This is a genomic window from Paenibacillus sp. 1_12, assembly GCF_900114475.1.
Taxonomy (GTDB): domain Bacteria; phylum Bacillota; class Bacilli; order Paenibacillales; family NBRC-103111; genus Paenibacillus_S.
Genome location: NZ_FOTE01000001.1, coordinates 313306 through 339238 on the forward strand (window position 1 = coordinate 313306; position 25933 = coordinate 339238).

The following is a 25933-nucleotide window of genomic DNA, read 5'->3' on the forward strand; positions in this document are numbered from 1 at the left end:
CTTCCCACCGCTTTGGCACTCAAATGATCAGCTTTCACTGTACCTGGCGCCAGCTTGGTTCCTGTCACTGCCCGATCCTGAATTTGTGCTGTGCCAATAGCTTTTTCCGCAACGTGTTCGTTCAGCACCGATTCCAACGCCAAATGTCGGCTCGTCACCGCACAATCAGCCAACTGCTCGCTTCCCACCGCTTCGGTACTCAGGTGTTCAGCTTCCACTGTTCCTGGCGCCAGCTTGGTTCCCGTCACTGCCTGATCCTGCAATTGCGCAGAGCCGATCGCTTGCAGAGCTACATGCTCGCCGCTAATGGACCTAAGCGCTAGCTCGCGTCCGCCAACTGTACCTTCAACCAGGTGGCGACTGGCTACAGCGCTGTCCGCCAAACGTTCACCGTTCACCGCCCCAGCTGCCAAATGCACCGACTCCACTGAACCCGACGCCAGCTTGGTCCCCGTTACCGCTCGATCCTGCAGCTGTACCGTACCTACTGCTTCCTCGGCAAGATGCATACTGCCAATGATACCGGTTGCCAGTTCCCGACTGCTCACTGCTCCAGCAGCCAGTTGCACACTCGATACAGCGCCATCAGCCAGCTGTTCCCTGCCAACTGCCCCAGCTGCCAAATGCACCGCCTCTACAGCATCTCGAGCCAGCTTAGCTCCTGTCACCGATTCACTTTGCAGTTGGGTTGTGCCAATAGCATTCTCAGCTACATGAACCCCAGTTACTGCACCCCATGACAGCTCACGTCCGCTAACCGCGCCAGCTCCCAGGTGACGACTCACGACCACGCCTTCGGCAAGCTGATCGCTTTTCACCGCACCTGCACTCAAGTGCGCTGTGTGCACAATACCATCAGCAAGCTGCGCTGCCTTGACCGACGCCACACCCAAATGTGCAGTAGTCACGGCACCGTCCGCCAACTTTTCCGAGGTCACACTCTTGTCAGACAGCTTCTCCCGAGTAATGGCTTCTGTTGCCAAATGGACTGCTTTTACTGAAGCCTTTGATAGATGGGAGGACTGAATGGCTCCAGCAGAAATATGCTCGCCCAATACCGAATCTCGACCAAGTTTATCCGACGTCACACTCGATTGCGCTAGCTTAGCCGTCGTAACCGATAAGTTAGTCAGCTTATCCGTCGATACGGATTCACTCGATAGCTTTGAGGTCGTGATGCTATGATTAGCCAGCTGTCCGGATAATACGGCTCCCTCTTGAATATGCTGATGCTGAATCGATCCTGCTGCCATCTTTTCCGAGGTAATGGATCTATCCTGCAGCTTCGCAGTAACAACCGACTGATCCTGTAGATGGTCTTTACTTATGGCAAGCTGCCCGATATGGAGAGACTGAATCGCTTTCTCAGCGATGTGCCCACTGCTTACAGCATTAGCGGACAGGTGCTCGCCCGTTACGGCTTTCTTTGCCAGTTTAGTCGAGGTGACAGCTTGCTCCATCAGCTTTTCTGAACTTACGGATACCGGACCCAAATGCTCTGTACCTACGCTTTGTGGAGCAAGCTTGCCTGCAGTAATCGCACCATCCGTCAAATGCTGGGCTTCCACGCTCTTAGGCTGAAAATGTCTTTTTTCTATCGCCAAATCCGTTAAATGGATACCGCTCACCGATTGCTTCGCGAGCTTCTCGGAGGTTACTGAGCTATCGCTCAAGTGCTCACTCATCACAGCACCGCCAAGGATATGCATTGATGTCACCTGCTTGGCACCAATAGAATCGCTATGCACGACACCGTTTGCCAAATGCTCATGCAATACCGATTTTGACTGTAAATGATCAGAATTAATACTCCAAGCGGCCAGCTTATCCTCGGTCACGGATTGCTTTCCCAGCTTCACTGCCGTAACTTCGCCATCTGCGATTTTACCTGCCGTTATCGAATGGTCACGCAGTTTCTCTGTTGTAACTGACAAATCTGCCAGCTTCGCAGTATTTACGATATAATTAGCTAGGTTTGTTGCTTGAATCGTACCGCTTTTGATTTTCTCTGAAGTGATCGACTGGTTTTGAATGAGCTCACCGGTAATTGCTTCATCAGCCAAATGTTTGGTATGAATCGAATATTCGGCAATTTTCATCGCATCAATCGTTTTGTCCGCCAGCTTCTCTGACGTTATGCTGTTATCCTGCAGCTTTTCGCCGCTAATAGCTCTTTCCTGTATCTTGTCACCCGAGATCGCAAAAGACGCAATATGCTCCTCTGTCACCGATCGAATTGCCAGCTTCTGCTGTGTCACGCTGCGATCCCCAAGCTTAGCCGCCGTCACGGCATAGTCAGCCAGTTGATCGTTTCCAATAGCTCCGCGCTTGACCTTACTGCCCTCAATCGCATTCCGCGCAATTTTCTCAGCGGTTACTGCTTCGTCAGCCAAATCGTCCGTGTAAATGACTGCCCCATTAATTCCCCCTTCAACGGCCTTACGAGCAAGAAGCAAAGGCTGTACATGGTCCATCCGCGATTTCTCCGCTTTTAAAGGAGGTTCCTCGACGGCTAGTTTAACAGGCTGGACAAGTGGAGTACGACTGATCGTAATATCTACATTTTCTGGTTTGCGAAGCTTTTTAAGTCGTTCTGAATCTTGAATATCGTCCAACCATTTCAATTCATTAATATAAGCTCCATTCTGCTTTTTCTGCAGCGGTCTGCTCTTACTCGAACCACGGCTAGTTACCTTCTTCATCTTGCACTTCCTCCCGAGTTGGTAATGCTTCCTGTTGGGCACCGCAAATAGTAGTCATTTGTAACATATGCATTCACCCAGAAGGAAGTCATTCAACACGAAAAAAATAGGCGCACCTTTGAGACTTCTGCTGCTCGATTATGTAATGGGTTGTTTAAAGAGAAAGAAGCTTCTCAAAAAAAGCTTTCTCAATAAGAAAAACGCCTTGCGGCGTCCTTGGTGTACAAATTACTATTGTGCGCGAAGAGTCCATCGACTGTGTGTCTCCGACCGTAGTTGATTTACATAAAAAAAGCAATTCCCATCAACGCCGAAACCGACAATACAACAAGCGGGTGCAGGTGATACTTCATCGTTCCAATCATCGCAAAAATAAAAATCAGCACTACAGCCAGCGTATGTCCATTGATCCCAAGCAGCGGCTGCCCATTCACACCTACACGATAAGCTGCATATACGATCAGTGCGGCTACCATCGGCTTCAACCCATAAAAAATCATTTGCAGTAAGCGCTCGCGGCCAACCTTAAAAAAGAACACAGCCAAAGCGATAATAATAATAAATGAAGGTAAAATCATCCCGATTGTAGCCGCTCCCGCACCTGGAATCCCGGCAACCTTGTACCCAATCAGAACAGCACTGTTCGTTGCAATCGGACCCGGCGCCATTCCGGCCAGTGTAACAGCTTGGGCAAAATCTACGGAGGTCATCCACTGCTGAGATAACGCCTCGCGTTCAATCACACTCAATATGGCATAGCCGCCGCCAAATGAGACAAGCCCTATTTTGAAAAAAGTAACTAATAATGTCCACAGCATGAATGCCGCCCCCTTCCCTCTGACATCCGACTAAATACCGTCGCCCCAAATATATTGGCCAGCTTGGATGGGACCGGGTACAGGAGCAGTTCTTGCGCTTATCTTCGTTTCTTTCGGCACTTCAATAAGCTTTTCCTTCATTTTAAATATCCAGATACCTGCAATCGTTCCGATTAGCAGCAGCAAAGCGGGATGGATAGAGGTGAACAGCAGCCCGGCCACAGCACCAGCTACGATAATCAATGTCGATTTGTCATGGACCGCGGACTTCAGCATTCGCCAGCCGGCCACAGCAATAAATGCAACAACCGCTGAATGAATACCTTCAAATGCAGCTGAAGCCTTCACTGAGTCCTCCACGGAAGTATAACCAATTGCCAGCGCCATCATGATGACAAAGGTCGGTAGTCCGATCCCTATAATAGCAGCAATGGCACCCCACAGCCCAGCAACCCGATAGCCGATAATCGTAGCCGCATTAACGCCAATCCCTCCTGGAGCCGATCCGGCAATCGACAAGGCACCACTTATTTCATCCTCGTCCATCCACTTGCGTTGTTCAACAACTTCTTTCTCAATAGCCGGAATCATCGCATAGCCGCCGCCGAAAGAGATTGGACTGATTTTGCAAAAGGACCAAAAAATTTGCCCTAATACAGTTGTCTTATTCTGCTCATTGTTTGTCATGTCGCAGCATCCCCTGTCTTAAGCTTCTATATTCATTATACAACACTTAATTTCTTTTTGGAATAAACTCATCTATAAAAGTTTCTTCCGCATTTAAAAGGTTCGGTTATATAGCGAATATACGTCTTTGAAGAGGGGAATACTCAGAATTGAACAGGGACTTTATTTCATTTCACATTTAATTGCTCTCTATAAAAATTCAGCCATCTCGCTGCCGTTCGTTCCCATGTGAATTGCTGCTGCACCTTGAGCACACTGGCCTCGCCCAAAGCTTGACTCCACTCCGGGTTCGTCAATAGTCTAATAATCGAAGGAGCCAGCTCCTTTTTCAATTGTGCAGGATTAATACTTAATCCGGTTCGTTCATGCTCAATGATTTCCTTCATTCCTCCTACATGAGTTGCCACTACTGGAACACCTGAGGCCATAGCCTCAACGTTCACCAATCCAAAGGCTTCATTTTTGCCGGAGGGAACCACAAGCACGTCGGCCAGTCGATACCAATCGACAATACTTGTGTGCGGCACGTAGGGGATGAATCGGATGGGCGCCTTCAGTCTGGTTGCTATACGCTTTAGCCCTCTGACATAGTGGGTTGTCCTTGGAGAACTATAAAAAGCACTGCCGACTACAAACACAACTGCATTGGGCACTCGTTTCACAACCTCCGGCATAGCTTCCAGCAGATGATGAACCCCCTTCATGCGGAGTAAACGTCCGACATACAAAATGATCTTTTTACCGCCTAAGCCAAGCTGCTCCAATGCTTCCAGCCTTCGCTCCGCTCCTTCTGCAGTCCAGCGGGAAATAAATTGTTCAGTGTCTACACCCAAATAATTTACTTTTATTTTCCTGCGGATATCGGGCGCTCTTCGTAAAAGCTGTTCCTTCATAAAATAGCTATTGACCACAATACAATCCGCTGCTCTCAGGCAGCTTTGCAGCTCCGTACGGCTAATATGAGGAGTCGAAATGTAAGTAATAGAGTGCAAAACAAGACAAATGATCGCCCGCGGATACCGCTTACGTAAATAACGGACAAACCGGGGGCGGTTCTCCACCTGCAGCAAGGCCGGACGCAGCGCCTTGAGCCTTTGGCTAACCTGCGATATATAGCCTCTCGGAGAACGGGCTGGCACCCTAATATATTGAACTCCATCCAGTACCTCTGAGCTTGGCATATTCGGACTTTGTTTGCCAAAAATGATGGGACACACCTCGGTTGTCATACGACGGGCTACCTGCTCGACCACAAGCTCGACCGAGCTGCTCGTCGCACAAGGCACTACGAATGACCCGGGTGTAATGATCGCAACGACAGGTACCTTCATGGGAAACCTCCTGTTTAAGATTTTGCCTAAGGCAAAATCAGCTTTCACAGCATTTTGCCACTATCCACAACACCAGTGTATTCATCGCCATAAATGTCGGGCACGGCAGCGCCGTTATCACGTATAACTGATCATTCACATGCAGAAATAATGTATAATAACACTTTCGTTTTTCAACATCCTTGTATAATTACTCTTATTATCAATAATTACTGTTGTATATTTATTCATTTTTATTTATAATAATTCATTATTGAAAAGGAGTGATTGGGATGGATATTCAAACAGAATTAGAAACTGCACATTTACTGGCAGCAGCAGACACATCGATTTTAACAACCGCTGTAAGGCCAGAACTTGTGATGGAACGCGGAGAAGGCATGTACTTATGGGATACAGATGGCAAGCAGTATCTAGATTTTGTCGGAGGATGGGCGGTAACGTGCTTAGGCCATTCCCCCACCGTCATCCAGGAAGCTCTTGCGAAGCAATCCGCTGCACTGGTTCATTCAAGCCCCTCCTTCTATAACAAACCGATGATCCAGTTTGCCAAGCTTTTAACCGATGTATCCGGCTATGACAGAGCCTTCTTTACAAGCAGCGGCGCAGAGGCCAATGAAGGTGCTATCAAGCTTGCCAGAAAACATGGATCCATTCATCGTGGCGGCGCATTTGAAATCATTACGACCGTTAACGGTTTTCATGGACGAACGCTGGCTACAATGTCAGCAACCGGCAAAAAGCTGTGGGAGCCGCTGTTCGCACCCAAAATACCAGGCTTCAAGCATGTCCCCTTGAATGATCTCGATGCTTGTCTAGCTGCAATCAATCCCTATACATGCGCTATTATGCTGGAGCTTGTTCAAGGAGAAGGCGGCGTTCATGCGGCAGATGTTGAATATGTGCGTGAGCTTCGTAAAATCTGTGACGACTCTGGCATCATGCTGATCTTTGACGAAATCCAAACCGGATTTGGTCGAACCGGCAAGCTGTTTGCTTATGAGCACTATGGGGTTCAAGCGGATGTGATGACACTGGGTAAAGGCATTGGGGGCGGATTTCCACTTTCAGCTATGCTGACCAAAGAAGCCTTTAATATTTTTGATGTCGGAGACCAAGGTGGAACTTACACGGGACAGCCACTGGCTATGGCGGTGGGGCAGGCCGTCGTCCAAGAGCTGATTCGCTTGGAGCTTCCTCTTAACGCAGAACAGCAGGGCTGTTACATCCTGGAACGATTACATCAAATCGCGGATCAATACAACCTGCAGCACATCCGTGGCAAGGGACTTTTGTTAGCCTTCGATCTTCCCGAAGCAGTCGGTCCGGAATTGGTTGCTGCATGCTTGCAGGTAGGCCTGCTGATTAACGCTCCCAATCCGCTTACAATCCGTCTAATGCCACCTTTAATCGTGTCCAAAACAGATATCGACTCTATGTTTGATCTGCTTTGTTGTGCTATGGATAGCATTTTTTAGCTCCTGGTCACAATTAAAGAGGAGCTCGTTAAATTCCACTTTATTCCTACAGCACCTGTCTATTACGGGTCTGTCCGCGTTCACATACACTAAGGGGGAATTCAAAACAACGGAGGGAGTGATACCATGCCCAATCCCTGTGTGGGCATTCTCGTCAATGATAAGATGTATCGCAGCATCCCCTTAGGCAAAACCAAGTATGAAGCCGTACACTTATATGTGAAGGCAGGCGTAAAGTATGGATTTACCCCCTGCTTTTTCCGGATAGACGATATGGAGCCTGGTGCAGCAACCGTTAGCGCTTATGTAATGGACAACGGACAATTTGTTCGCAAGAGTGTACCTGTCCCAGAGGTTATTCACAATCGTGCCATTTATAAGGGGCGTAAGCAATTTAAACAGATTACCTCATGGATCAAGGAAGGTAAACTGCTGTTTAATCAATGGAACCGTTACGGAAAGCTGTATATTCAAAATGTATTAATGAAAGAGCCAAGTCTGCGTCCGCACATCCCGAGCACTTATGAAGCAACCTTGAGTCATATCTCCATGATGATGAAGCTGTATCCTACTTTGATTATTAAACCGAACAAAAGCAGTGTGGGGCGTGGAGTCATGAAGCTGGAAAAAACGGATCGAGGCTGGAAGCTCACCTATCCGGCAACCGTAAGTATTCACAATAAAGCCTGGCGCACGTTGACATTTCAAGGTAATCGGCTCCCACTCCTGCTCCGAAACAGACTGCAGCGAGTCCGCTATATCGTACAGCAGCGCTTACCGCTTGCTACATTCGAGGGTCAACCCTTTGATCTGCGTGTTTCCGTGCAGCGTGGAGCTGAGGGACAATGGCAGGTTGCGGGAATTGTGGCCAAAGTCGCATCCAAACGCTGCTTTCTCACCAATGTCGCGCAAGGTGGGTCTGTTTACAGGCTGGAGCCCATTCTTATCGCAGAGTATCCACACCTGCGGCCGAAGGATGTAATCAAGGACATTCAGCAGTTTGCGCTGCAGATAGCTGAGCATTTAGGCAGTCATCTGCCTCATATGGCCGATCTCGGACTTGATGTCGGCATTACGGTTGAAGGTTTTCCGATGCTAATCGAATGCAATGGCAAGGATCAACGGTACAGCTTTCGTGAAGCAGGCATGCTGCAGGAATGGAAAGCAACCTACGAAAATCCTATGGCGTATGCACGATATTTACTCGATTGTCGCACAGCTGAAGCCAAGGCAGAGCTGCAGAGGGCAGGTCAACCAGCAGGTTGTATGGATGCGTTCGATGCCCTCGTAGTAGGCGGGAAATTAGCTACTAGCAAATTTCTCCCTTAATGGACATAAAGACACGGAAATCGGTTTTTAGAATGCATCGACTGATTTCCGTGTCTTTCCAAACTGATTATTATTGCCTTTTCTGTGCAGTCATTTAGAGCTAGAGGATCGGGCAGGATAATTGAACGATTATACAGAATTTATAGGGAGGCAGCAGATTATCGATTTTAGAGAACTACAGGTGAACGATAACTTATGGTTTGAATGATATGAACATACTTGAGGTGATAAGGTGAAATCCATACCAAACGTTCCTTATATTGCTCAGTTAGTTGGAACCCGAGACTTATGGGAGCCTCTCTGGGGATTAAAAACGAGGTTAACGCAAGCTGAATCCTGTCTCCTTCATTCATCGGCACTCCGTAGACTTCAATTTATACATCACAGTGGATGCAGCTACATCAATACGCAGCACAATTCAAGCCGTCTTCAACATACGCTAGGTGTTTTTTCATTGTTAGCCTACATATGTCCAGATTGGTTTGAATTGAGGGCTGCCGCCTTGTTACATGATATTGGCCACAGTCCTTTTAGCCACACTCTCGAACAGCTAACAGGTTTCGACCATCATAAACAAACGGAAAGTTTAATTTGTGCTCCCGAAGTAAGTGAAATTTTGTCGCGATATGGTTTACGTTCAACAGAAATATTAGACATTATTAATGGGCGTATACCGAGCCCTTTGAATAATCATGCTAATATAGTCCAACTGGATCACTTGGATAGCTGGGTTAGAAGCGGCCAAGTAACGGGTGTTCTTAGCGTATCCACACAATCGCTGTTATCCTCACTAGCTCTCCAAGAAGGCTTCATAGCCACAGACCCCCAAACGGCAGAGCTGCTTTTGCAGCTCATTATTTCTGAGGCGCATTTCCATTGTTCATCGGTTAATATTGGCCCCAATACGATGTTAAAATCTTTAGTCGCCAAGCTTATTGATCATCAAGTTGTTACCCCTGAGACGATCTGCCTGCAGACCGATGCTTGGCTGGAATCTGTGCTCATGAATTGTGAATTAACTTCAAAAGACACGAAACGTTTATTTTATAGACCTCATGAGATTATGGTAACAAGGGATCCTGAGGCTGCTCCCAGCAACGCTTTTATTGCAGAGCTCAAAAAACTTTATTTATCCCTGCCTATGATTAAAGGAAGCATGGCAACCCCTAGCTCTTTACCCTCATTTCATATAATCGAAAAAATGACTGCTTTGCTGGGTACTTATTATGTTTACTGGGACCTTGGAGATGAAAAATCAACAAAATGACAATCTAGAACTTTTCTTTCAGTTCCGGACTGTCATTTTGTTGGCACCATATGGGTCTGCTGTGCTTTTTATGCTTTTATTGAATAACCAGACCTAATGCAGCTGCTCTTCGCAGCATATCCTCGGTAAACTTGTTCTTTTTATATTTCTTCTCGAGCTCTTCCTTGGTCAGCGGTATCCATCTGAAATCTTTGTTTATATAAATCATCACTTTGTGTCCCCAATCAACATGAATCGTGCGGTTGGTTACCTTCTTAATAACGCCAATTTTGGAAACCGCGAAACCAATCGTATCGATACAATATTTATCCAGTAAGCTGTTGTTCATCTATGTCTCCCCTTCATGTTAAAACCTCGGAAAATATCCAACAGTATTCTATTCGATATTTCCTTTCTAAATCCTGCTGTTACTCTAGATCCTTAAGCCCCTCACCTATTATTCATACCCATTTCATTCTTAAAAAATGACGGGTAAACCTACATGCAAGCAATAAGCCTATCCATCTGAAACTCCCCCATACTACATAGTCGGTTTTTTCCACCTATTCTGATTTATTGTCCACTGACAGCGAGCCTCCCCATTGGTATTCTAATGATATTACTGCTGTTCTTTATTTATAAATCCATTCATTTAACCAAGGAGTGATATCCAATTGTCAAAAACCAATGAAATTATTAACATTCGTAAAATTACACCTGTTCCATTAAAGCGGGTTTGTATTGATGGAGGCTTCTGGCTGCAGCGACAGGAAACAAACCGCAAGATCACCTTACCCATTCAATATGAACAATGCCTAGTAACGGGCAGATTGGACGCCTGGAAGCTGGACTGGAAGCCAGGTGACGTTAACCAGCCTCATCGTTTCTGGGACTCGGATATCGCCAAATGGATTGAGGCTGCTGCCTATAGTCTGACCACCCACCCCGATGCCGAATTGGAACGTCAGGTAGATGACGCTATCGATTTGATCGCTTCTGCGCAGCAGAAGGACGGCTATTTAAATATTTTTTATACAATCGTCGAGCCTCACAATCGTTGGAAGGATTTAAAGGACGGGCATGAGCTATATTGCGCAGGACATTTGATCGAGGCGGCGGTTGCTTATTTCGAAGCTACAGGCAAGCGGCTGCTGCTTAATGTCATGTGCCGATATGTTGACTATATTGATACGGTATTTGGTCCTGAGGTAGGTCAGATCCGCGGTTATGACGGTCATCCTGAAATCGAGCTTGCTCTGATTAAGTTGTACCGGACAACCGGGGAGCAGCGTTATTTAAAGCTGTGTCAATTTTTCGTTGAGGAACGCGGTCAGCAGCCACATTTCTTTGATCAGGAAGCCGTAAACAAAGGCAAGCAGCCTACCCGAAACGGTTATGTTCCCTACGATTATTACCAGGCTCATCTTCCTATCAGGGAACAGCATACTATCGAAGGCCACTCTGTTCGAGCGGTTTATTTATACAGTGGTGTAGCAGATCTGGCTGCCGAAATGAAGGATGCTTCGTTACGTGATGCTTGTGAGCAGCTGTGGGATCATATGGTTGAAAAGCGGATGTACATCACCGGAGGAATAGGCTCGATTGATCATCATGAACGGTTTACTTATGATTATGACCTGCCTAATGATACGGCCTATGCCGAAACCTGCGCTTCAATCGGGCTCATATTTTGGGCACATCGGATGGCATTACAGAGTGGAGACAGCCACTATATGGATGAGTTGGAGCGCGCCTTATACAACGGTACAATTAGCGGGGTATCACAGGACGGAAGCCGCTTCTTTTACGCCAACCATCTGGAAGTGCTGCCTGCCGCCCATCAATTCAATACATTGAAATTCAACAAAACCGCAGTTGCCGAGCAGCGTCAGGAATGGTTCGGTTGTGCCTGCTGCCCGCCTAATATCGCACGGTTGATCGCTTCGCTTGGGCAGTATATGTACGCTGAAGGTAACGACGAAGCTGTCGTTCACTTATACGGTGAAAGCCACGCCAGCTTGAATATCGGAAGCCAGCATGTTGAGCTTCGGCAACAAACCAACTATCCATGGGATGGAACGGTATCCATTCAAGTCACTCCCGAGCAAGAGGCCGTGTTTTCCATCAGCCTGCGTCTGCCTGGTTGGTGCCGCGAAGCGCAAGTAATGGTTAATGGCCAATCCATAGACTATGCCCCCCTAATGAATAAAGGATACATACAGCTCACCCGAACCTGGTCGCCCGATGACCTGATTGAGCTAGCCCTGCAGATGCCCGTCGAAGCTGTAGAAGCTCATCCCGAGGTCCGTGCCAATGCCGGCCGTATTGCTCTGCAGCGTGGCCCCATTATTTATTGCCTGGAGGAAACCGATAACAGCACCAATTTGCGCGATTTAGCTTTGTCTCTTAATGAATTGCCGCAAGCCTGCTATGAGGCTTCCTTACTCAGCGGCATTACCGTACTCGAAGGCACAGCAAGCCGCTCCTCGCTTCAGCATTGGGAGGGTCGATTGTACAGACGTACCGAAGTGAAACCAAGTGATGAAGCCAAAGAGCTTGTTGCATTCCGCGCTGTTCCCTACTATGCATGGGGCAACCGTACGCCTGGGGAAATGCTGGTGTGGATCGGGAAGAAATAACTGAAACCGCCAATAAAGAACTCGTAGTGCATATTTGATTTACATCCAAACAAACGTCGATAGCTGTCACTTACAGCAATCGACATTTGTTTTTTTGAGTTTAATCAATGGCTAAATGCCCTTGAATATTCGGGAGCATCCTTAAATTTTTGCACTGGCTGCTTGAGCAGATAACGTTTGGGCATAGGCCTTTTCCCTGCATCAACAAGTAAATAGGAATAAACTGTACTTCCACATACTTTTCAGAAAAGGCGTTCTGCTGTAACATGAGAATACATTCCTTAAGTAAAATGTGGTGTGCCCCTACCTATTTCATAATCAGTAAGGAGAAACATGATGATATGGCTAAAAAGAAGTTTATTTGCGAAACTATTGGTAGGCATGCTGGTCTCAGCTATTATCCCCTATTCTTTATCCAACATTATTTCATATAATACGACATCAAACTCAATGGCACTTCAAGTCATCGAGCTGAACCAAAATTTAATGACCATCAATATGGAAAACGTCAAGCGTTATTTCCACGATTTGAATCGAGTTTCCGTTTCCTTCTACCAGGACCAGACACTCATCCATTATTTGAGATCTACAGAAGCTCTGCCCGTTCAAATATTATATATAAACAATCAAGTAGATAACCTGTACAGAAACCGACCTGAATTTCGCGCTATACGCTACATAAGCGGCATTAATGAACATAGATATACGAGTTCCGACGTTGGAGTGACTGTCCAAAACTCTACGATTTTAATTCCAAAAAGCGAGGAAGAATATTGGGACAATGACCGCAAATATGAAGTAAACATTCTGGGAAAAGAAAAGGTTCTGATTTTGCACAAGCTGCTCGTCGATTATCCGAACCCGAAGGTATTGGGATTACTGTCTATTCATGTAGGCTTGGATGAGATTGGAAGGCTAATCCGATCCCATTCCAAACCTTCAACAGGGGATAGAGTTTTTTTGTATATTCACCAAGATTTAAATCTATTATATGCCTCTGGAGAAGGAGATAAACTTAAGAAGGGTGACCGTATCCCGGAATCCAAGCTGCCGGGCAATCAAGGATCTTATAAAGGAGAGCTGGATGGCCGGGAAGGGGTTTTTATTTATGTTAAAGATCAATTTATGGATTTACCACTTACCATGGTCAAATTTGTGCCTGTCGCAGACATTAATGAATCGGCCAATCGTACACTTAACCAATCCCTTTTCATTCAATTCATTGCAATCGCTTTTGTTATCATTCTAGCTTCCGTTCTATCATATGTGACCATCTCGCCGGTCAAACGGCTGCTTCGTAGTATTGTCCGAGTGGAAAGCGGTAATTTTGATATTCAATTAACGACAGGTCGCAAGGATGAGCTCGGCGTGTTAGAAATTCGTTTTCAAAACATGATTCGAAATTTAGATGATCTGATGAACCGGGAGTATCGAAATCGTCTGGAATTAACCACCGCTCAATTAAAAATGCTGCAAGCACAGATTAATCCGCATTTCCTATACAACACGCTGCAGTCCATTGGAACACTGGCACTTCGTCATGGTTCCGAGGAAATCAACGATAAGATTGCTGAATTGGGCGCGATACTTAGATACTCTATGGATCTGAAGACGGAAACGGTAACCTTACAAATGGAAATCAAGCATATTGAACACTACATGTCTTTACAGACAGGACGTTTTAAAAATAGACTATCCTATACATTATCTTGTCCAAACGAAGCGTTCCAGGTGCGTGTCCCCAAAATGATCTTACAGCCTTTAATTGAAAACAGCATTGTTCACGGAATTGAAAAAGGCCGTGGTTCCGGTACATTACACATCAGTATTGAGCTGGATCAAGTATTTTGCATTCGCATCATCGATAATGGAAAAGGAATGGACCCTGACACTATTAAACGAATCTATCGGGAATACTCCGATTTTCAACTGCCATCCGGACAGGAAGGCGGGATTGGTCTAATCAATGTACTGCAAAGGCTGCGTCTATATTATGGTCAACATTTTGATTGGGAAATTCAAAGTACACCCTATGAAGTGACCGTTATTTCGCTGCGAATTTCGACTGATTGCCTTACTAGGGAGGGAATAGAAATTGAAGATATTGATAGCTGACGATGAAGAACATGTACGGGAAGGTATTGAATTAGCCATTGACTGGGCGAAGTTTGGGGTTACTGAGCGGCTTATGGCGGAGGACGGCATGCAGGCAATGGAAATGATTCGTCTATATAACCCCGCTGTTTTGTTTTGTGATATGAGTATGCCTGGAATGGATGGAATGAAGCTGCTGAGCTTGATTCGCGAAGAAGGCTCAGACATTCAGATCATCGTTGTAAGTGGATATGATGATTTTCAATACGCACGGGCAGCCATACGAGCGAATGGCGTGGATTATCTGTTAAAACCATTCCGAAAAAACGATTTGGAGCAAGCACTTGAACGAGCGATAACTGCTTGTAAGCAGCGGGAAAACACATTGCGGGACGAACGCGAAACTGAACATCGCATACGCCGGGCAGATGCCCTACTGGATGAGCAGAAATTAGCGTCGTTTTTTAAGGGTGAAGCCGCATTTCACGAAGGAATGCGAAGTGTGTTTTATAAAATAGGGATCTCCATGAACAATATCAGGGTCGCCTTGGTACTGCCAAAAAACAAAACCGAATTGGTGGATCGACGTTTTTTTGGTGATGGTGAACTGTTTTTATTTGCAGTCAACAACATCACCCATGAAATTTTAAAAAATTACGGATCTCATTATTTATGTCGATTAGATGATTATCAGTGGCTCCTGCTAACGACTACCGAGGGCAGTATTGGGGAATACGATGAGCATCGGCGCCATATGGAAAAGATCACAAAAGCGTGGAAGTCTACATTGGGCTTGGATGCACTCATTGGTTTATGCGAAACCGCAACGAATGTGGAAACATTGAACGCTTCGATCGGGGCCGCAAGGGCAGCGCTGCTGAAATACGATCTTCTGCTCCCTGCTTCCTCAAAAAGCCAAACCAAGGAACAGCTTCGATTTACAGATCAAAAAATGCTGCTTCAAACAGCCCTGGAAAATGAAGACAAGGTCTATGCTGCTGAAATCATACGCTCCTTTACGCAAATGCTGCGCAAACGCGGAAGTCTCAGATTAAAAGAACTGCAGGTTCACACCATTGAAGCCAATTTGCTATTGGAGCAAGCTAGCCGGCTGCGACTCTCTGACAGGGAATCGACCGCTACGTTCATACCGCTGTGGATTAGCGATTTGGACGAATGGGAAAAAGTGCTGATCCAACAATGGTGGGGGCTTATTGAAGAAGCTGGAGCCGACGGATTCAGTAATCCCAGGGTTCAAGCCATCCACGATTATATTCATCGGCATTTTCAAGACAATCTTTCTTTATCAACGCTTTCCGAGCAATTCCATTTCAGTCCGCAATATATTGCCAAAAAATTCAAAGAGCTTTACAACACCACCGTAATGACTTACTTAATTGAACTGCGGATGGAGAAAGCCAAATCCCTTCTTATCCATACCGAGATGCCTGTGTCCGAAATGGCGAATTCACTGGGATATACTGACGAAAATTACTTTGGTAAGGTATTTAAAAAACAAAACGGAATGTCCCCCCTGCAGTTTCGTAAACAGCAGCGAGATTCATAGATTCCTCTTTTGGGCGAAGATATTCTCTATTTTTTTATCTGGCCTACCAGTAGAATTAGTTCAAATCACAAATATTCTATTTAGGGGGAACAGAGATTTATGAAAAAATCGCTTTCTATGTTAACCGTTGGTGCACTGCTCCTAACTTCGCTTGTAGGCTGTGCTGGTGGAAATGAACCACAAGCCGCAGACACTAACAAGTCAACAAGCGGGAATACGAACAGCACAACCAAAGACAAAGAAAAAGTGAAACTCAGTTTAATCCAATTTAAAGTTGAAATCACAGATAAAGTTAAGGCGATGGCTGCCGACTACATGGCGCAAAACCCGAACGTAGTTATCGAAGCAGAAGTATCCAAAGAATCCGCTACACTACTAAAGACCCGTTTTGCTTCTGGAGAAGAGCCTGATTTATTCATGGTCAAAGCATTCACAGATATTGAAGATTGGTCTGACAGACTTGCTGACCTATCGAACGAGCCTTGGATGTCTAAAGTGACTCCTTCTGCTTTTGAGGGAATGACAGTAAAGGGCAAGAAGCTTGGTTTCCCCGTAGCGATAGAAGGATACGGATTTATTTATAACAAAGACTTGTTTGCCAAAGCGGGCATCGATAAAGTACCAACTACACTTACTGAACTGAAGCAGGTCAATGAAAAGCTGAAGGCGGCAAATATTTCCTCCTACTCTGAAGCGTACAAAGAATGGTGGCCTCTTGGCCAGCACTTGTTCAACCTCCCGTTCGCTTATGAGAAAGAACCCGTGGCAACCATTAATAAAATCAATAAAGGTGAAGCTAAAGTTAACGACATTGTCAACATGAACGGTTTCTTTGATGTATTGGATATGACCGTGAAATACGGCAAAGGCGAGCAATCAGTAGGGATAAGCTACGATAATGAAGTTGCCGACTTCTCTTCAGGCAAAACAGCGATGATGCAGCAAGGAGTTTGGGTTATCGATTCCATTGTGAAAATCAATCCAAATCTAAATATGGGAATGTTTGCTATTCCGCTGAATGATAATGCGTCAGAAACCAAAATGCCAGTAGGTGTTCCTGGCTATTATGTTGTCAACAAAAACTCTAAAAACGTCGAAGAAAGCAAAAAGTTTCTGAATTGGCTGCATCAGAACGGTCAAAAGTATTTGGTTGATTCCTTTAAGCTGATCCCGGCCTTCACTGATTTGAAAACAACGCCGGATCTTGGTCCGTTGGCTGCAGAACTTACTTCTTATGCAGCAAAAAACCAAACCATTCCTTGGGCACATACGCTATGGCCGTCCGGTTCGAACCAAGAGTTCGCGAAGCCGCTTCAAGCCTATGTAGGTGGTCAAATGAAGAAAGAAGCAGCACTAGCTGAAGTACAAAATATTTGGAATGCAAGAGTGAAAAAATAGTGAACCGCTAGGAAGACGGTGCGTACCCTCCTAATCGAGCTATGCACCGTTTTTATCCTTTACATCATGATAGGAAGGAAGAAGGACTTGACGAAAATAAAAACTCGACAGCTGTTAACTTATACGGCTTTTGTAGCACCTGCCGTTATCATTTTCACGTTGATCATATTGATTCCCTTTTTGAGGGCGATCCTGTATTCCTTTCAAGACTGGAATGGAATAAGCAGCGACATTCGATGGGCTGGTTGGGCCAATTATCAAAAGATTTTTAGCGATACCGGTTTTATGAAGTCGTTAATCTTCACGAGTAAGTATGTTATCGTCACGACCATCTTGCTCAACCTGTTTGGATTGGCATTGGCACTTGTGTTAAACCTTGCGTTGAAAACTAAAAATCTGCTTCGTACCGCTTTTTTCTTACCTTATGTCATTGGTTCGGTCATTATCGGATTCATCTGGCAGTTTATAATTACCCAATGGTTTCCAGAGGTTGGAGCCGCAACGGGATGGGCCTTATTTCAGAAAAATTGGCTCAGCCTTCCCGATTTTGCCTTTTGGGCGCTTGTATTGGTAACGGTATGGCATTCTGTGGGGTACTTCATGATTATATATTTAGCAGCGCTCCAAGGGGTGCCTAAAGATATTCTGGAAGCAGCAGATATCGATGGAGCAGGACGCCTAAAGCAGCTTTGGTTTGTTGTTCTCCCATTAATCCGCCCGGCTATGACCATCAACCTGTTCTTGGCGATTTCGAATGGATTTAAAGGCTTTGATCTGAACTTTGCTCTTACCAGAGGGGGCCCGTTTGGGACTACAGAATCGTTAGCGCTGCATATTTATTTGGATGCCTTCACAAAAAATCTGTTTACGTATGCGTCAGCTAAATCCGTCTTATTCTTTCTTGTACTCGCTATTATCACAATCATCCAGGTGGCTGCAATGAAACGCAGGGAGGTCGAAGCATGAGCAACGGCCGATACGGTACAGGGAAATTAGTGCTCGAGCTGTCATTGATCTTACTAGCTATAGCCTTCTTCTTTCCCTTATATTTGACTTTTATTAACGGGTTTAAAACATATAATGAGGTCGTAACCTCCACCGTGGCGCTTCCTCACATATTTCAGTTTAAAAATTTCGCGGTAGTATGGAAACAAATCAACTTTCTTGGGGTATTCATGAATTCCCTAATAATCACAGTAGCATCCGTCTTAGGGATTTTACTGATCAGTTCTGCCGCCGCCTACCAGTTGGTTCGACGCCCTGGCAGAGTCAGCCAAATTATTTTCCTTACCATTCTGTCCTCATTAATTATTCCATTTCAATCCATGATGATTCCGCTGGTAAAAGTTGCGAAGGACCTGCACTTGATTAATTCGCTTCATGGAATCATCATCATGTATTGGGGCTTCGGGATCCCATTGGCACTATTTCTATATCACGGTTTTATTAAGTCCATTCCTAGAGAGTTGGAGGAAGCGGCTTTGATCGACGGCAGTGGGCCCGCAGGCGTATTCTTTCGAATCCTGATGCCGCTCTTAAAGCCAATTACTACTACAATTGCTATATTGCATTCCCTATGGATATGGAACGACTTTCTGCTGCCTCTTATCACGCTCAGCTCCAAACAAAATCGAACCATTCCCTTAGCCTCTTCCGTCTATTTCGGGGAGTACACCAACGAATGGCACTTGGCTCTGGCAGCATTGACGATGGCGATAATACCGATCATCATATTCTTCCTGTTTATGCAGCGGTATATTATAGCAGGCATTACAGCAGGTTCTGTAAAAGGATAGTGAACGAAATTTCGGGTATGGAAATAACATATATTGCTCTCAAATCAAATAAGTCCTGAACTTCTTGGGGCTTATTTGATGTTCATTATATTTGTATGTTTCGAAGCCATATAGTTGGTACTGTGATATTTTAATGAACAGGAATATCCCTGTCTTTCATATATTGCGCAGGTGATTTGCCAGTTTCCCTTTTGAACACCCGATGAAAATAGGACGGATCACAATAGCCCAAATAATCGGAGATGTCACCCACGGTTCTTTGGGAATGACTCAACAAATAGACGGCTGTTTTGACGCGCATCGCATGCACATAGCTTCCTATGGTTTGGCCGGTAACTTCACTGAACACCGATGCGGCATAATTCGGGCTTTTCCCTATGACTTCCCCCAATTCCTCCTTTGTCACCTTCTCACGGTAATGATTCTGGATATAGCCTTTCATCAGACTGGTGTGCTTCTCCTTCAATGCTGAAGGACGCCCCTCCTCGACTTCCCTGTTCAGGTGGGTCAAAATTTCCTGAGTTAATGCTCCGCACATGGATTCACAGAAAGCCAGTCTTTCACTCCACTCCTCCTGAAGCACCCGAAACCGCTGCAGCAGCAGCTCATATTTACCTGTTTTCCATTTGCAGTAATAGGGGTTATTCACTAGAGGCAGCAGCAAAGCTGCAGAGCTTTGAAAGCATACGACATATTTCTCATGCGTAACCGTAGGAATACACTTGCCATAGTACGCTTTATGGTGAGGAATGAAGAGCAAATCCCCTTTTTCGAGCAGTACCTTCTCTCCCTCGATCCAATACACACATTTGCCATAACTGACCAGAACCAAAGTGTGATGAAGAGCCCCTTGCTCATACTCCTCAAACCAGCTCGTCCCTGCGTCCAGCCGAACCGTCTTGATGTCCATCATCACTGTACCTCCCTACTGAAAAGTTTGATGAATAGGTCTCACAGCACTCAGACCACAACTAATTAAAGTACTATTATTCAAATACCATACTATTATTCATAGTCTTATTCAATAATATTGCCTACAATAAGTCCATTCAAGGTTATATAGATATAGAGGAGTGCTGACAATGACAAATCGCAAAACGAAAATCATGTGTACCATGGGACCTGCCTGTGATTCCGTTGACATGCTGAAGAAGCTGATTCAAGCCGGTATGAGCGCAGCCCGCATGAATATGGCTCACGGAGATCTGGACGAGCATAAGGGAAGAATCGATAGAGTTAGACAAGCTGCCAAGGAGCTCGGCGCAACCGTAGCGATTTTAATGGATATCAAAGGCCCGGAAATTCGCACAGGACTGCTTCAGGAATCCTCATATGAGCTGAAGACAGACGCCAGCCTCACTTTAACGACTGAACAAATTAAAGGAGATTCCAGCCGTATCTCTGTTTCCTACCAGGACCTTACTCAAGACGTTAAACCAGGCTCTCGTATTCTAATTGATGACGGACTGATTGAGCTGCAAGTCGAAACGATTGAAGGCACGGAGATCCACTGCCGCATTCTGAACGGCGGCATGATCAAGTCGCGCAAAGGTGTGAACTTGCCAGGTATCCATACCTCGCTGCCAGGCGTTACCGAGCGCGATGTCATGCATATTGAATTTGGAATCGAGCAGGATATCGACATTATCGCTGCTTCCTTCGTACGTAAAGCAAGCGATATTTTGGAAATTCGAGAGCTGTTGGAAAAGCGCGGAGCCTCGCATATTCAAATTATTTCCAAGATTGAAAATCAGGAAGGCGTCGATAATCTGGATGCGATTCTGGAAGTATCAGATGGCTTAATGGTAGCCCGTGGCGACCTTGGGGTCGAGATTCCAGTCGAGGATGTCCCTATTATCCAAAAACAGATGATCCAAAAAGGCAATGCGGTAGGCAAACCGATCATTACGGCTACCCACATGCTGGATTCCATGCAATACAATCCGCGTCCGACAAGAGCGGAAGCCAGTGACGTAGCTAATGCCGTTTATGACGGTACCGATGTTCTGATGCTGTCAGGGGAAACTGCTGCCGGCAAATATCCGCTTGAATCTGTACGCATGATGGCCTCCATTGCAGCCAATATCGAAGAGGTGCTGCCATACAAGGATATGCTTCGGATCAAAGCCGCTCAACAGAAAGCCACGATCACCGAAGTGATCAGCCAGTCTGCCGTTAGCTCCTCGCTTGATCTTGAAGCGAAAGCTATTCTGGTTTCCACCAGCACCGGATTCAGCGCTCGCATGGTAGCCAAATACCGTCCGAAGGCGCCTATTATTGCCGTCACTGCAAGCGAACGTGTGCAGCGCCGCCTGAGCCTATGCTGGGGAGTCATTCCCGTATCAGGCAATCAAGTAGCCTCTACAGACGAAATGTTCCAGTCCACTATCCACAGCGCCTTGCAAAGCGGCAACGTTGTATCGGGCGATCTGGTTGTCATGTCTGCCGGTGTCCCTGTTGGCGAAGCAGGTTCGACCAATTTGATTAAAATTCAGCATATTTAGTAGCACGGTGAATACGTCCCGCTGCGCGGCCAAATATCCTTCCGATCGCTGTTGAAATCGTGAAATTCGATGAGGTTAAGAGGTGTATTCACGATTTCAAAGGCGAACGCTGACGCTTCTCCAGGATTATTTGGCCGCTCCACTCTTTATTCACCGGACTTTTTTAGATCACGGTTGCGATCACTGCACCTGAACGTAACTTCTATTCATATAAAAATTAACGCCCTTCACCTACACTTTGTAGAATAAAGGGCGTTATTTCTTTTTTTATTTAACTCCATTACCAGCACTGACAATGCTCTCAATCAGCTGCTTTTCATTCGGATCTATCGCTATGAGCTTGTCATACAAAGGCTGATCCTGCATATTTTGTTTCTGTAGAGCTGCAAGGTACCAACGCGCTATCATTCTTAGCGGCACATCACTTGCTTGGTTCTGATTATTGAATTGATCGCTAACATAAGGCTTAAGCCAATTTGCAGCGCCAGCAAAATCACCTTTAAAATATTGAATCTGGCTGAGACTGACTGCAATGTTACCGGTCATACCAAAAGGATTTCCTTGATTCTGTTCTTTAGGCAGACTCTTCAAAACTTCTGCTTTGGTTACCACGGATTGATAGATGGCCAACGCACTATTCCAATTCGATTCTGCACTCTGTGAATTGTTCGTAAGCTTAGCCGAATTACCCATCTGTACTTTAAGATCAATCGCATTTTCATATATCGAAATATCCCACGGATAATTCAAAATTTCAGCTGCTGCCAAATCAGCCGCCTGCTGGACCTGGCCCTTCATTTGATACATGTAGATTTGCTGGGCAACTAATCCGCGATTGTGCGGCTCTTTCAGCTTTAATTCATTCAGAAGTCGCTGAGCTTCCTCAAAAAGCTTCTCGTCCTTATTCTGATTGTACACTTGCAGTAGAATGCCTATTTTCCCTGGAAAATACTGAGTTGGCAGCACATACTCGGGATGATTCGGATGCAATCGAATGGCTTCATTCAAAGGTTGTATAATGTCATTATAATTATTGCTTTGTGTAGATACTTCAATTGCTTTAAAAAAAGCCGTATTAGCGCTGAGCAGTCTCATGGACATGACAAGCACTACGATTGAAACCACCAACAGCAAAGCTGGAAATCCCTTGTGTATCACAGGCTTGTCCAGATTCCATTTCCACTTGATCGAAGCTCCTCCTGAAAACGAAGCCATCGCACCCAGACACATAAACAAGACAATGCCGCAGTAAACATAACTAAGATCAAAATCGATAAGACTATGAACCAGTAAAGAAAGCGCGATAATCAAAAACACAAAATGCGAGTCTCTAGATTCCATACTGCTTCTGGCATAGCTGCGGATATACATAAAGAAAATACTACCCATAAACAATAAAGCAACTAGTATGCCTACCAGCCCTGTCTCAACCAGATACTGCAGGAAAAAGTTATGTGCTTGTCGACTTACATAAGGATTGTTTTGATACTTTTCGTATAAGGCCGCCCAAGCTCCCCCGCCCGCTCCGAATATTGGGTAATCCTTAAACAGCTTGATAGAATCACTATAAAAGGTCCCTCTCTCCAGAACACTATGCTGAGCAAAATTAATATTTTCAAGACGATTTTTTACACTGTCGGGTAGAAATCTGGAAGCACCTGTATCTTGGAAAATAAGCAAGGCCCCCAAAACACCAATTACAATCGCAGTGACCGGAACGATGATATTGATATATTTTCGATTGCCCAAACGCTGTACAGCAGCTTCCAGGATGGGCGCTACGTATTTGTGCAAAATAATGATGATAAGGGTGACAACAAGCGATACTCCCAGTAGCAGCAGCCAGGAGCTGGTTGATAAAGCCGCGTCGTATTGGTTGTTCAGCTTACTGCCTGCATCTGTTATCTTTTGCAGAATGATCAAGGATGCGGCAAAGGCAATACCCATGTAGATTAGGTACATGATTTGGCGCTGCAATTGGAAAAAGAATAAGATGATAAGCAATAGGATTGGAATGATAACGATAGCGCCGCGTGAAAGTGTTAAGAAAAACGAAATCATGATCGGAACAAGCATGAATGCATGAAAAGCTACGATCGGGAGCTTCTTTGTGCTCGACACGAGGTACAGCGCAGCAAACAGCAAAGCCATCAGGAATGCCGCGTACGTATTGGCATACTGGAATACAGATGTAAGTCGAAATCCGTTAGAATCATTCATGACGGCGTGCAGATAAATTCCATTTGGAAAAGAGCCTGCCCAGAAGATGAGTTTCAGAGCAAGCTTGCCATTTCCGAATAAGTTGAAAAGACCAAAAAATGTGATTAAATAACCGGAGCCAAGCAAATTATAGGTCAATATAGAAATGGCTCGTTGGTTTCTTAGGAGGTAAGCCCCCGCGATAAAAAATGCAGCATACATGATTTCTATCAAAACCATGCTGGACGCATAATAATTAGAGGCTGCAGAAAACGACGAAATCAGATAGGTGACCGGCAATAAACATACGGCTACACTTAGTGCATCCTTATACGTTTTCCATTTCCAGTTAAAGAAAAAGTAGATAGAAATGAGGAATAAAGCAATAGAGCACCAGATGAGGGCAGAGTAAATAGAACGTTCAAAATCAACAACGTTACCATTAAACAAAGCTCTTTGAAAAGGGGACCATAAGAGAAATAAGACGACTAAGACCATCAAGCAGCAATAAATTAATGAATTTTTATCATTCGACAATGAGCTTTCTTTGTTCTTTTTACCGTATACGTGAGGCTTTCTATCGTTGAACATAACGTACTCCTTCACTTTGGAAAAATGGGTAAATTTGATAAATACTTGTAAAGTATATCAATTTCTCCTCCGTTATGCCACATAACCTAAAGTTCTCGATGGAATTCATACTATCTTCACATTCACCTGATGCATGGAGCCTAATATCTACTAAAATGAAGTTGTATACTTACACACTCCCCATTATTTAGAAAGTAGGCGTTATTATTGTCCAAGCTCTCACTCTCCTTGTTGAAGATTATCGGTTATGCAGAAGGTATATCCTTCCTCGTGATCCTCTTCATCGCTATGCCTATCAAATACTTTACTGATCTCTACAATCCCGTTCCCATTGTCGGTATGCTGCATGGCGTTTTATTCGTTATTTTTTGTGTGGCGATTGTTTTTGCGGCCATTATGAACCGCTGGTCCATTCTGCGAGTGCTCGGAGCCTTTTTATCGGCGTTCATCCCTTTCGGTCCTTTTATATTAGAATCCCGTTTGCGTAAGGATACTCGTGTATAGTCCAGCCAAATTTATCACAATTGAGCATTCACAGTTTTGTGTACTAACTGATGACCAACACAAAAAATAAGCATAAGCCCCTTGATGGGACCTATGCTTATTAACCTTTTAACTAATTCCTTTGGCTGCGAGCCGCTGGCTGATTCTCTGCAGCTTTACATGGTATTGCAGTAAATCCTGCTTGGCACTCTCCGCATCAGCCCTGCTTGGCTGTAGCTTTGCAATCGCCCAGAATTGGATCAAATAATCAAATACCTGATTAAAATAGGATACCGGGCCATAATTGGCATCCTTCGCAATGACGTCCATCCGTTCCTTGAATGATGGCATCGCAGTGCCTGGCATGGCAAAGCTCGTCATCGCTTTATGAATGTAATAGACAAAATTATGATCAACCCCCAGGTACCCCTTCACGGCATCCCGATAAAAAGCAAAATGCAGCGTTTCATCCTTGGCAATCCTTCTCAGCAGCTTAGCCAAATACGGATCATGAGGACCCGCAGCCTTCGCTACATTGTTGTAGAAAACCATCGTCGCCAGCTCCTGAATAGCCGTATACACCATCGTTTCCATAGCCGTATCAAAATCAGGAACAAATCCGCCCTCCACCACCGTTTTGCGCAGCTTGTGCAGCTCGTGTGGGTCCGCATTCCGAGTAATGATCAAGTAGGTTTCAAGCAAGTTGGAATGCTGGTCCTCTTCTGATACCCAGGTATGAACAAAATCCTGCAGCACCTTGAGAGAGCCCTTAAAGGTCGTAGCCAAATGATGATAGAAAAATGGCAAGTTAACTTCGGTCAGCAGTGAGGTCTCAACAGCAAGATAGATTGGCAGCGGCAGCTTTCTTTGCTCGATTGACCATGGCTCTGTGATGAAGGAACGCCCCAATTCCCAAGGTATGAATTCGTGATAGCTCCAATCTATTTCAGAGGCACGTTTACGGTGCAATGCATATAGCTCGGTTAAATATGGCTCTAGCTTGGGACTAAAAACATCAAGCTTATAGTTTTCTAATGGCATTTGGGTGTGTTCCTCAATTCTTATAAACGT

General features: G+C 45.2%; 18 protein-coding genes and 1 pseudogene. 11 read left to right on the plus strand and 8 right to left on the minus strand.

The annotated features are described in order from the left end of the window. The 4 genes and pseudogenes from BM210_RS01350 to BM210_RS01365 all read right to left on the minus strand — a co-directional run. A pseudogene (locus BM210_RS01350) lies at nt 1–2702 on the minus strand (hypothetical protein); the annotation flags it as partial. A 281-nt stretch (nt 2703–2983) separates the two neighbouring features. Continuing rightward, complete coding sequence (locus tag BM210_RS01355; RefSeq protein WP_091163744.1) at nt 2984–3520, minus strand: chromate transporter; 537 nt, start codon at nt 3518–3520, stop codon at nt 2984–2986. Nucleotides 3521–3550: 30 nt separating this feature from the next. After that, a complete protein-coding gene (locus BM210_RS01360) occupies nt 3551–4207 on the minus strand; it encodes a chromate transporter (protein WP_091163746.1) in 657 nt (218 codons plus the stop codon). Between the two features lie 167 nt (nt 4208–4374). Beyond that, nucleotides 4375–5538, minus strand: a complete 1164-nt coding sequence (locus BM210_RS01365) for a glycosyltransferase family 4 protein (RefSeq protein WP_091163748.1) — start codon at nt 5536–5538, stop codon at nt 4375–4377. A 272-nt stretch (nt 5539–5810) separates the two neighbouring features. Here BM210_RS01365 and BM210_RS01370 point away from each other — a divergent pair, with 272 nt between their 5' ends. The 3 genes from BM210_RS01370 to BM210_RS01380 all read left to right on the plus strand — a co-directional run bounded on the left by BM210_RS01370 (nt 5811) and on the right by BM210_RS01380 (nt 9612). Then, a complete protein-coding gene (locus BM210_RS01370) occupies nt 5811–7016 on the plus strand; it encodes an aspartate aminotransferase family protein (protein ID WP_091163749.1) in 1206 nt (401 codons plus the stop codon). Between the two features lie 126 nt (nt 7017–7142). After that, the gene (locus tag BM210_RS01375; protein WP_091163751.1) at nt 7143–8345 is read left to right on the plus strand and encodes a YheC/YheD family endospore coat-associated protein; all 1203 of its coding nucleotides are present in this window, start codon (nt 7143–7145) and stop codon (nt 8343–8345) included. A 232-nt stretch (nt 8346–8577) separates the two neighbouring features. After that, on the plus strand, nt 8578–9612 hold the full coding sequence (locus tag BM210_RS01380; protein ID WP_091163753.1) for an HD domain-containing protein: 1035 nt from the start codon (nt 8578–8580) through the stop codon (nt 9610–9612). Nucleotides 9613–9688: 76 nt separating this feature from the next. On the opposite strand, the gene BM210_RS01385 is transcribed toward BM210_RS01380, so the two are convergent. Further along, nucleotides 9689–9940, minus strand: a complete 252-nt coding sequence (locus BM210_RS01385; protein ID WP_091163755.1) for a hypothetical protein — start codon at nt 9938–9940, stop codon at nt 9689–9691. Between the two features lie 325 nt (nt 9941–10265). On the opposite strand from BM210_RS01385, the gene BM210_RS01390 reads away from it, so the two are divergent. From BM210_RS01390 to BM210_RS01415, 6 genes are all read left to right on the plus strand, one after another. Then, entirely contained in the window at nt 10266–12230 is a 1965-nt protein-coding gene (locus tag BM210_RS01390; RefSeq protein ID WP_218184884.1) for a glycoside hydrolase family 127 protein, read from the plus strand. 333 nt (nt 12231–12563) lie between these two features. Further along, nucleotides 12564–14345: a sensor histidine kinase gene (locus tag BM210_RS01395; RefSeq protein ID WP_091163756.1), complete on the plus strand. Its 1782-nt coding sequence runs from the start codon at nt 12564–12566 to the stop codon at nt 14343–14345. Beyond that, nucleotides 14326–15891: a response regulator transcription factor gene (locus BM210_RS01400; RefSeq protein WP_091163758.1), complete on the plus strand. Its 1566-nt coding sequence runs from the start codon at nt 14326–14328 to the stop codon at nt 15889–15891. Before BM210_RS01395 ends, BM210_RS01400 begins: the two co-directional genes overlap by 20 nt. A gap of 99 nt (nt 15892–15990) precedes the next feature. After that, on the plus strand, nt 15991–17289 hold the full coding sequence (locus BM210_RS01405; RefSeq protein WP_091163760.1) for an ABC transporter substrate-binding protein: 1299 nt from the start codon (nt 15991–15993) through the stop codon (nt 17287–17289). An 87-nt stretch (nt 17290–17376) separates the two neighbouring features. Continuing rightward, complete coding sequence (locus tag BM210_RS01410; protein WP_256223195.1) at nt 17377–18255, plus strand: carbohydrate ABC transporter permease; 879 nt, start codon at nt 17377–17379, stop codon at nt 18253–18255. Then, nucleotides 18252–19085 (plus strand): carbohydrate ABC transporter permease, encoded by an 834-nt coding sequence (locus tag BM210_RS01415; RefSeq protein WP_091163762.1) that lies wholly within the window; start codon nt 18252–18254, stop codon nt 19083–19085. The genes BM210_RS01410 and BM210_RS01415 overlap by 4 nt, the downstream gene beginning before the upstream one ends. Before the next feature lie 130 nt (nt 19086–19215). On the opposite strand, the gene BM210_RS01420 is transcribed toward BM210_RS01415, so the two are convergent. Beyond that, entirely contained in the window at nt 19216–19998 is a 783-nt protein-coding gene (locus BM210_RS01420) for a helix-turn-helix domain-containing protein (RefSeq protein ID WP_091163763.1), read from the minus strand. 169 nt (nt 19999–20167) lie between these two features. On the opposite strand from BM210_RS01420, the gene pyk reads away from it, so the two are divergent. Then, nucleotides 20168–21589 carry a pyruvate kinase gene (gene pyk, locus BM210_RS01425; RefSeq protein ID WP_091163765.1) on the plus strand — a complete coding sequence of 474 codons (1422 nt, stop codon included), beginning with the start codon at nt 20168–20170 and terminating at the stop codon, nt 21587–21589. Between the two features lie 267 nt (nt 21590–21856). Here the strand turns inward: pyk and BM210_RS01430 are convergent, their stop codons facing one another. Beyond that, nucleotides 21857–24379 carry an O-antigen ligase family protein gene (locus BM210_RS01430; protein ID WP_091163766.1) on the minus strand — a complete coding sequence of 841 codons (2523 nt, stop codon included), beginning with the start codon at nt 24377–24379 and terminating at the stop codon, nt 21857–21859. 207 nt (nt 24380–24586) lie between these two features. Here BM210_RS01430 and BM210_RS01435 point away from each other — a divergent pair, with 207 nt between their 5' ends. Then, complete coding sequence (locus tag BM210_RS01435; protein WP_091163768.1) at nt 24587–24883, plus strand: DUF3817 domain-containing protein; 297 nt, start codon at nt 24587–24589, stop codon at nt 24881–24883. Between the two features lie 108 nt (nt 24884–24991). Here the strand turns inward: BM210_RS01435 and BM210_RS01440 are convergent, their stop codons facing one another. Next, nucleotides 24992–25903: an acyl-ACP desaturase gene (locus tag BM210_RS01440; protein ID WP_091163769.1), complete on the minus strand. Its 912-nt coding sequence runs from the start codon at nt 25901–25903 to the stop codon at nt 24992–24994. Nucleotides 25904–25933: the final 30 nt, after the last annotated feature.

Bases quoted from the DNA above. Each gene is read 5' to 3' on its own strand.
- BM210_RS01430 (WP_091163766.1), bottom strand. From the start codon at position 24,379: ATGTTCAACGATAGAAAGCCTCACGTATACGGTAAAAAGAACAAAGAA.
- BM210_RS01375 (WP_091163751.1), top strand. From the start codon at position 7,143: ATGCCCAATCCCTGTGTGGGCATTCTCGTCAATGATAAGATGTATCGC.
- BM210_RS01355 (WP_091163744.1), bottom strand. From the start codon at position 3,520: ATGCTGTGGACATTATTAGTTACTTTTTTCAAAATAGGGCTTGTCTCA.
- BM210_RS01385 (WP_091163755.1), bottom strand. From the start codon at position 9,940: ATGAACAACAGCTTACTGGATAAATATTGTATCGATACGATTGGTTTC.
- BM210_RS01395 (WP_091163756.1), top strand. From the start codon at position 12,564: ATGATGATATGGCTAAAAAGAAGTTTATTTGCGAAACTATTGGTAGGC.
- BM210_RS01360 (WP_091163746.1), bottom strand. From the start codon at position 4,207: ATGACAAACAATGAGCAGAATAAGACAACTGTATTAGGGCAAATTTTT.
- BM210_RS01370 (WP_091163749.1), top strand. From the start codon at position 5,811: ATGGATATTCAAACAGAATTAGAAACTGCACATTTACTGGCAGCAGCA.
- BM210_RS01365 (WP_091163748.1), bottom strand. From the start codon at position 5,538: ATGAAGGTACCTGTCGTTGCGATCATTACACCCGGGTCATTCGTAGTG.
- BM210_RS01415 (WP_091163762.1), top strand. From the start codon at position 18,252: ATGAGCAACGGCCGATACGGTACAGGGAAATTAGTGCTCGAGCTGTCA.
- BM210_RS01420 (WP_091163763.1), bottom strand. From the start codon at position 19,998: ATGATGGACATCAAGACGGTTCGGCTGGACGCAGGGACGAGCTGGTTT.
- pyk (WP_091163765.1), top strand. From the start codon at position 20,168: ATGACAAATCGCAAAACGAAAATCATGTGTACCATGGGACCTGCCTGT.
- BM210_RS01440 (WP_091163769.1), bottom strand. From the start codon at position 25,903: ATGCCATTAGAAAACTATAAGCTTGATGTTTTTAGTCCCAAGCTAGAG.
- BM210_RS01405 (WP_091163760.1), top strand. From the start codon at position 15,991: ATGAAAAAATCGCTTTCTATGTTAACCGTTGGTGCACTGCTCCTAACT.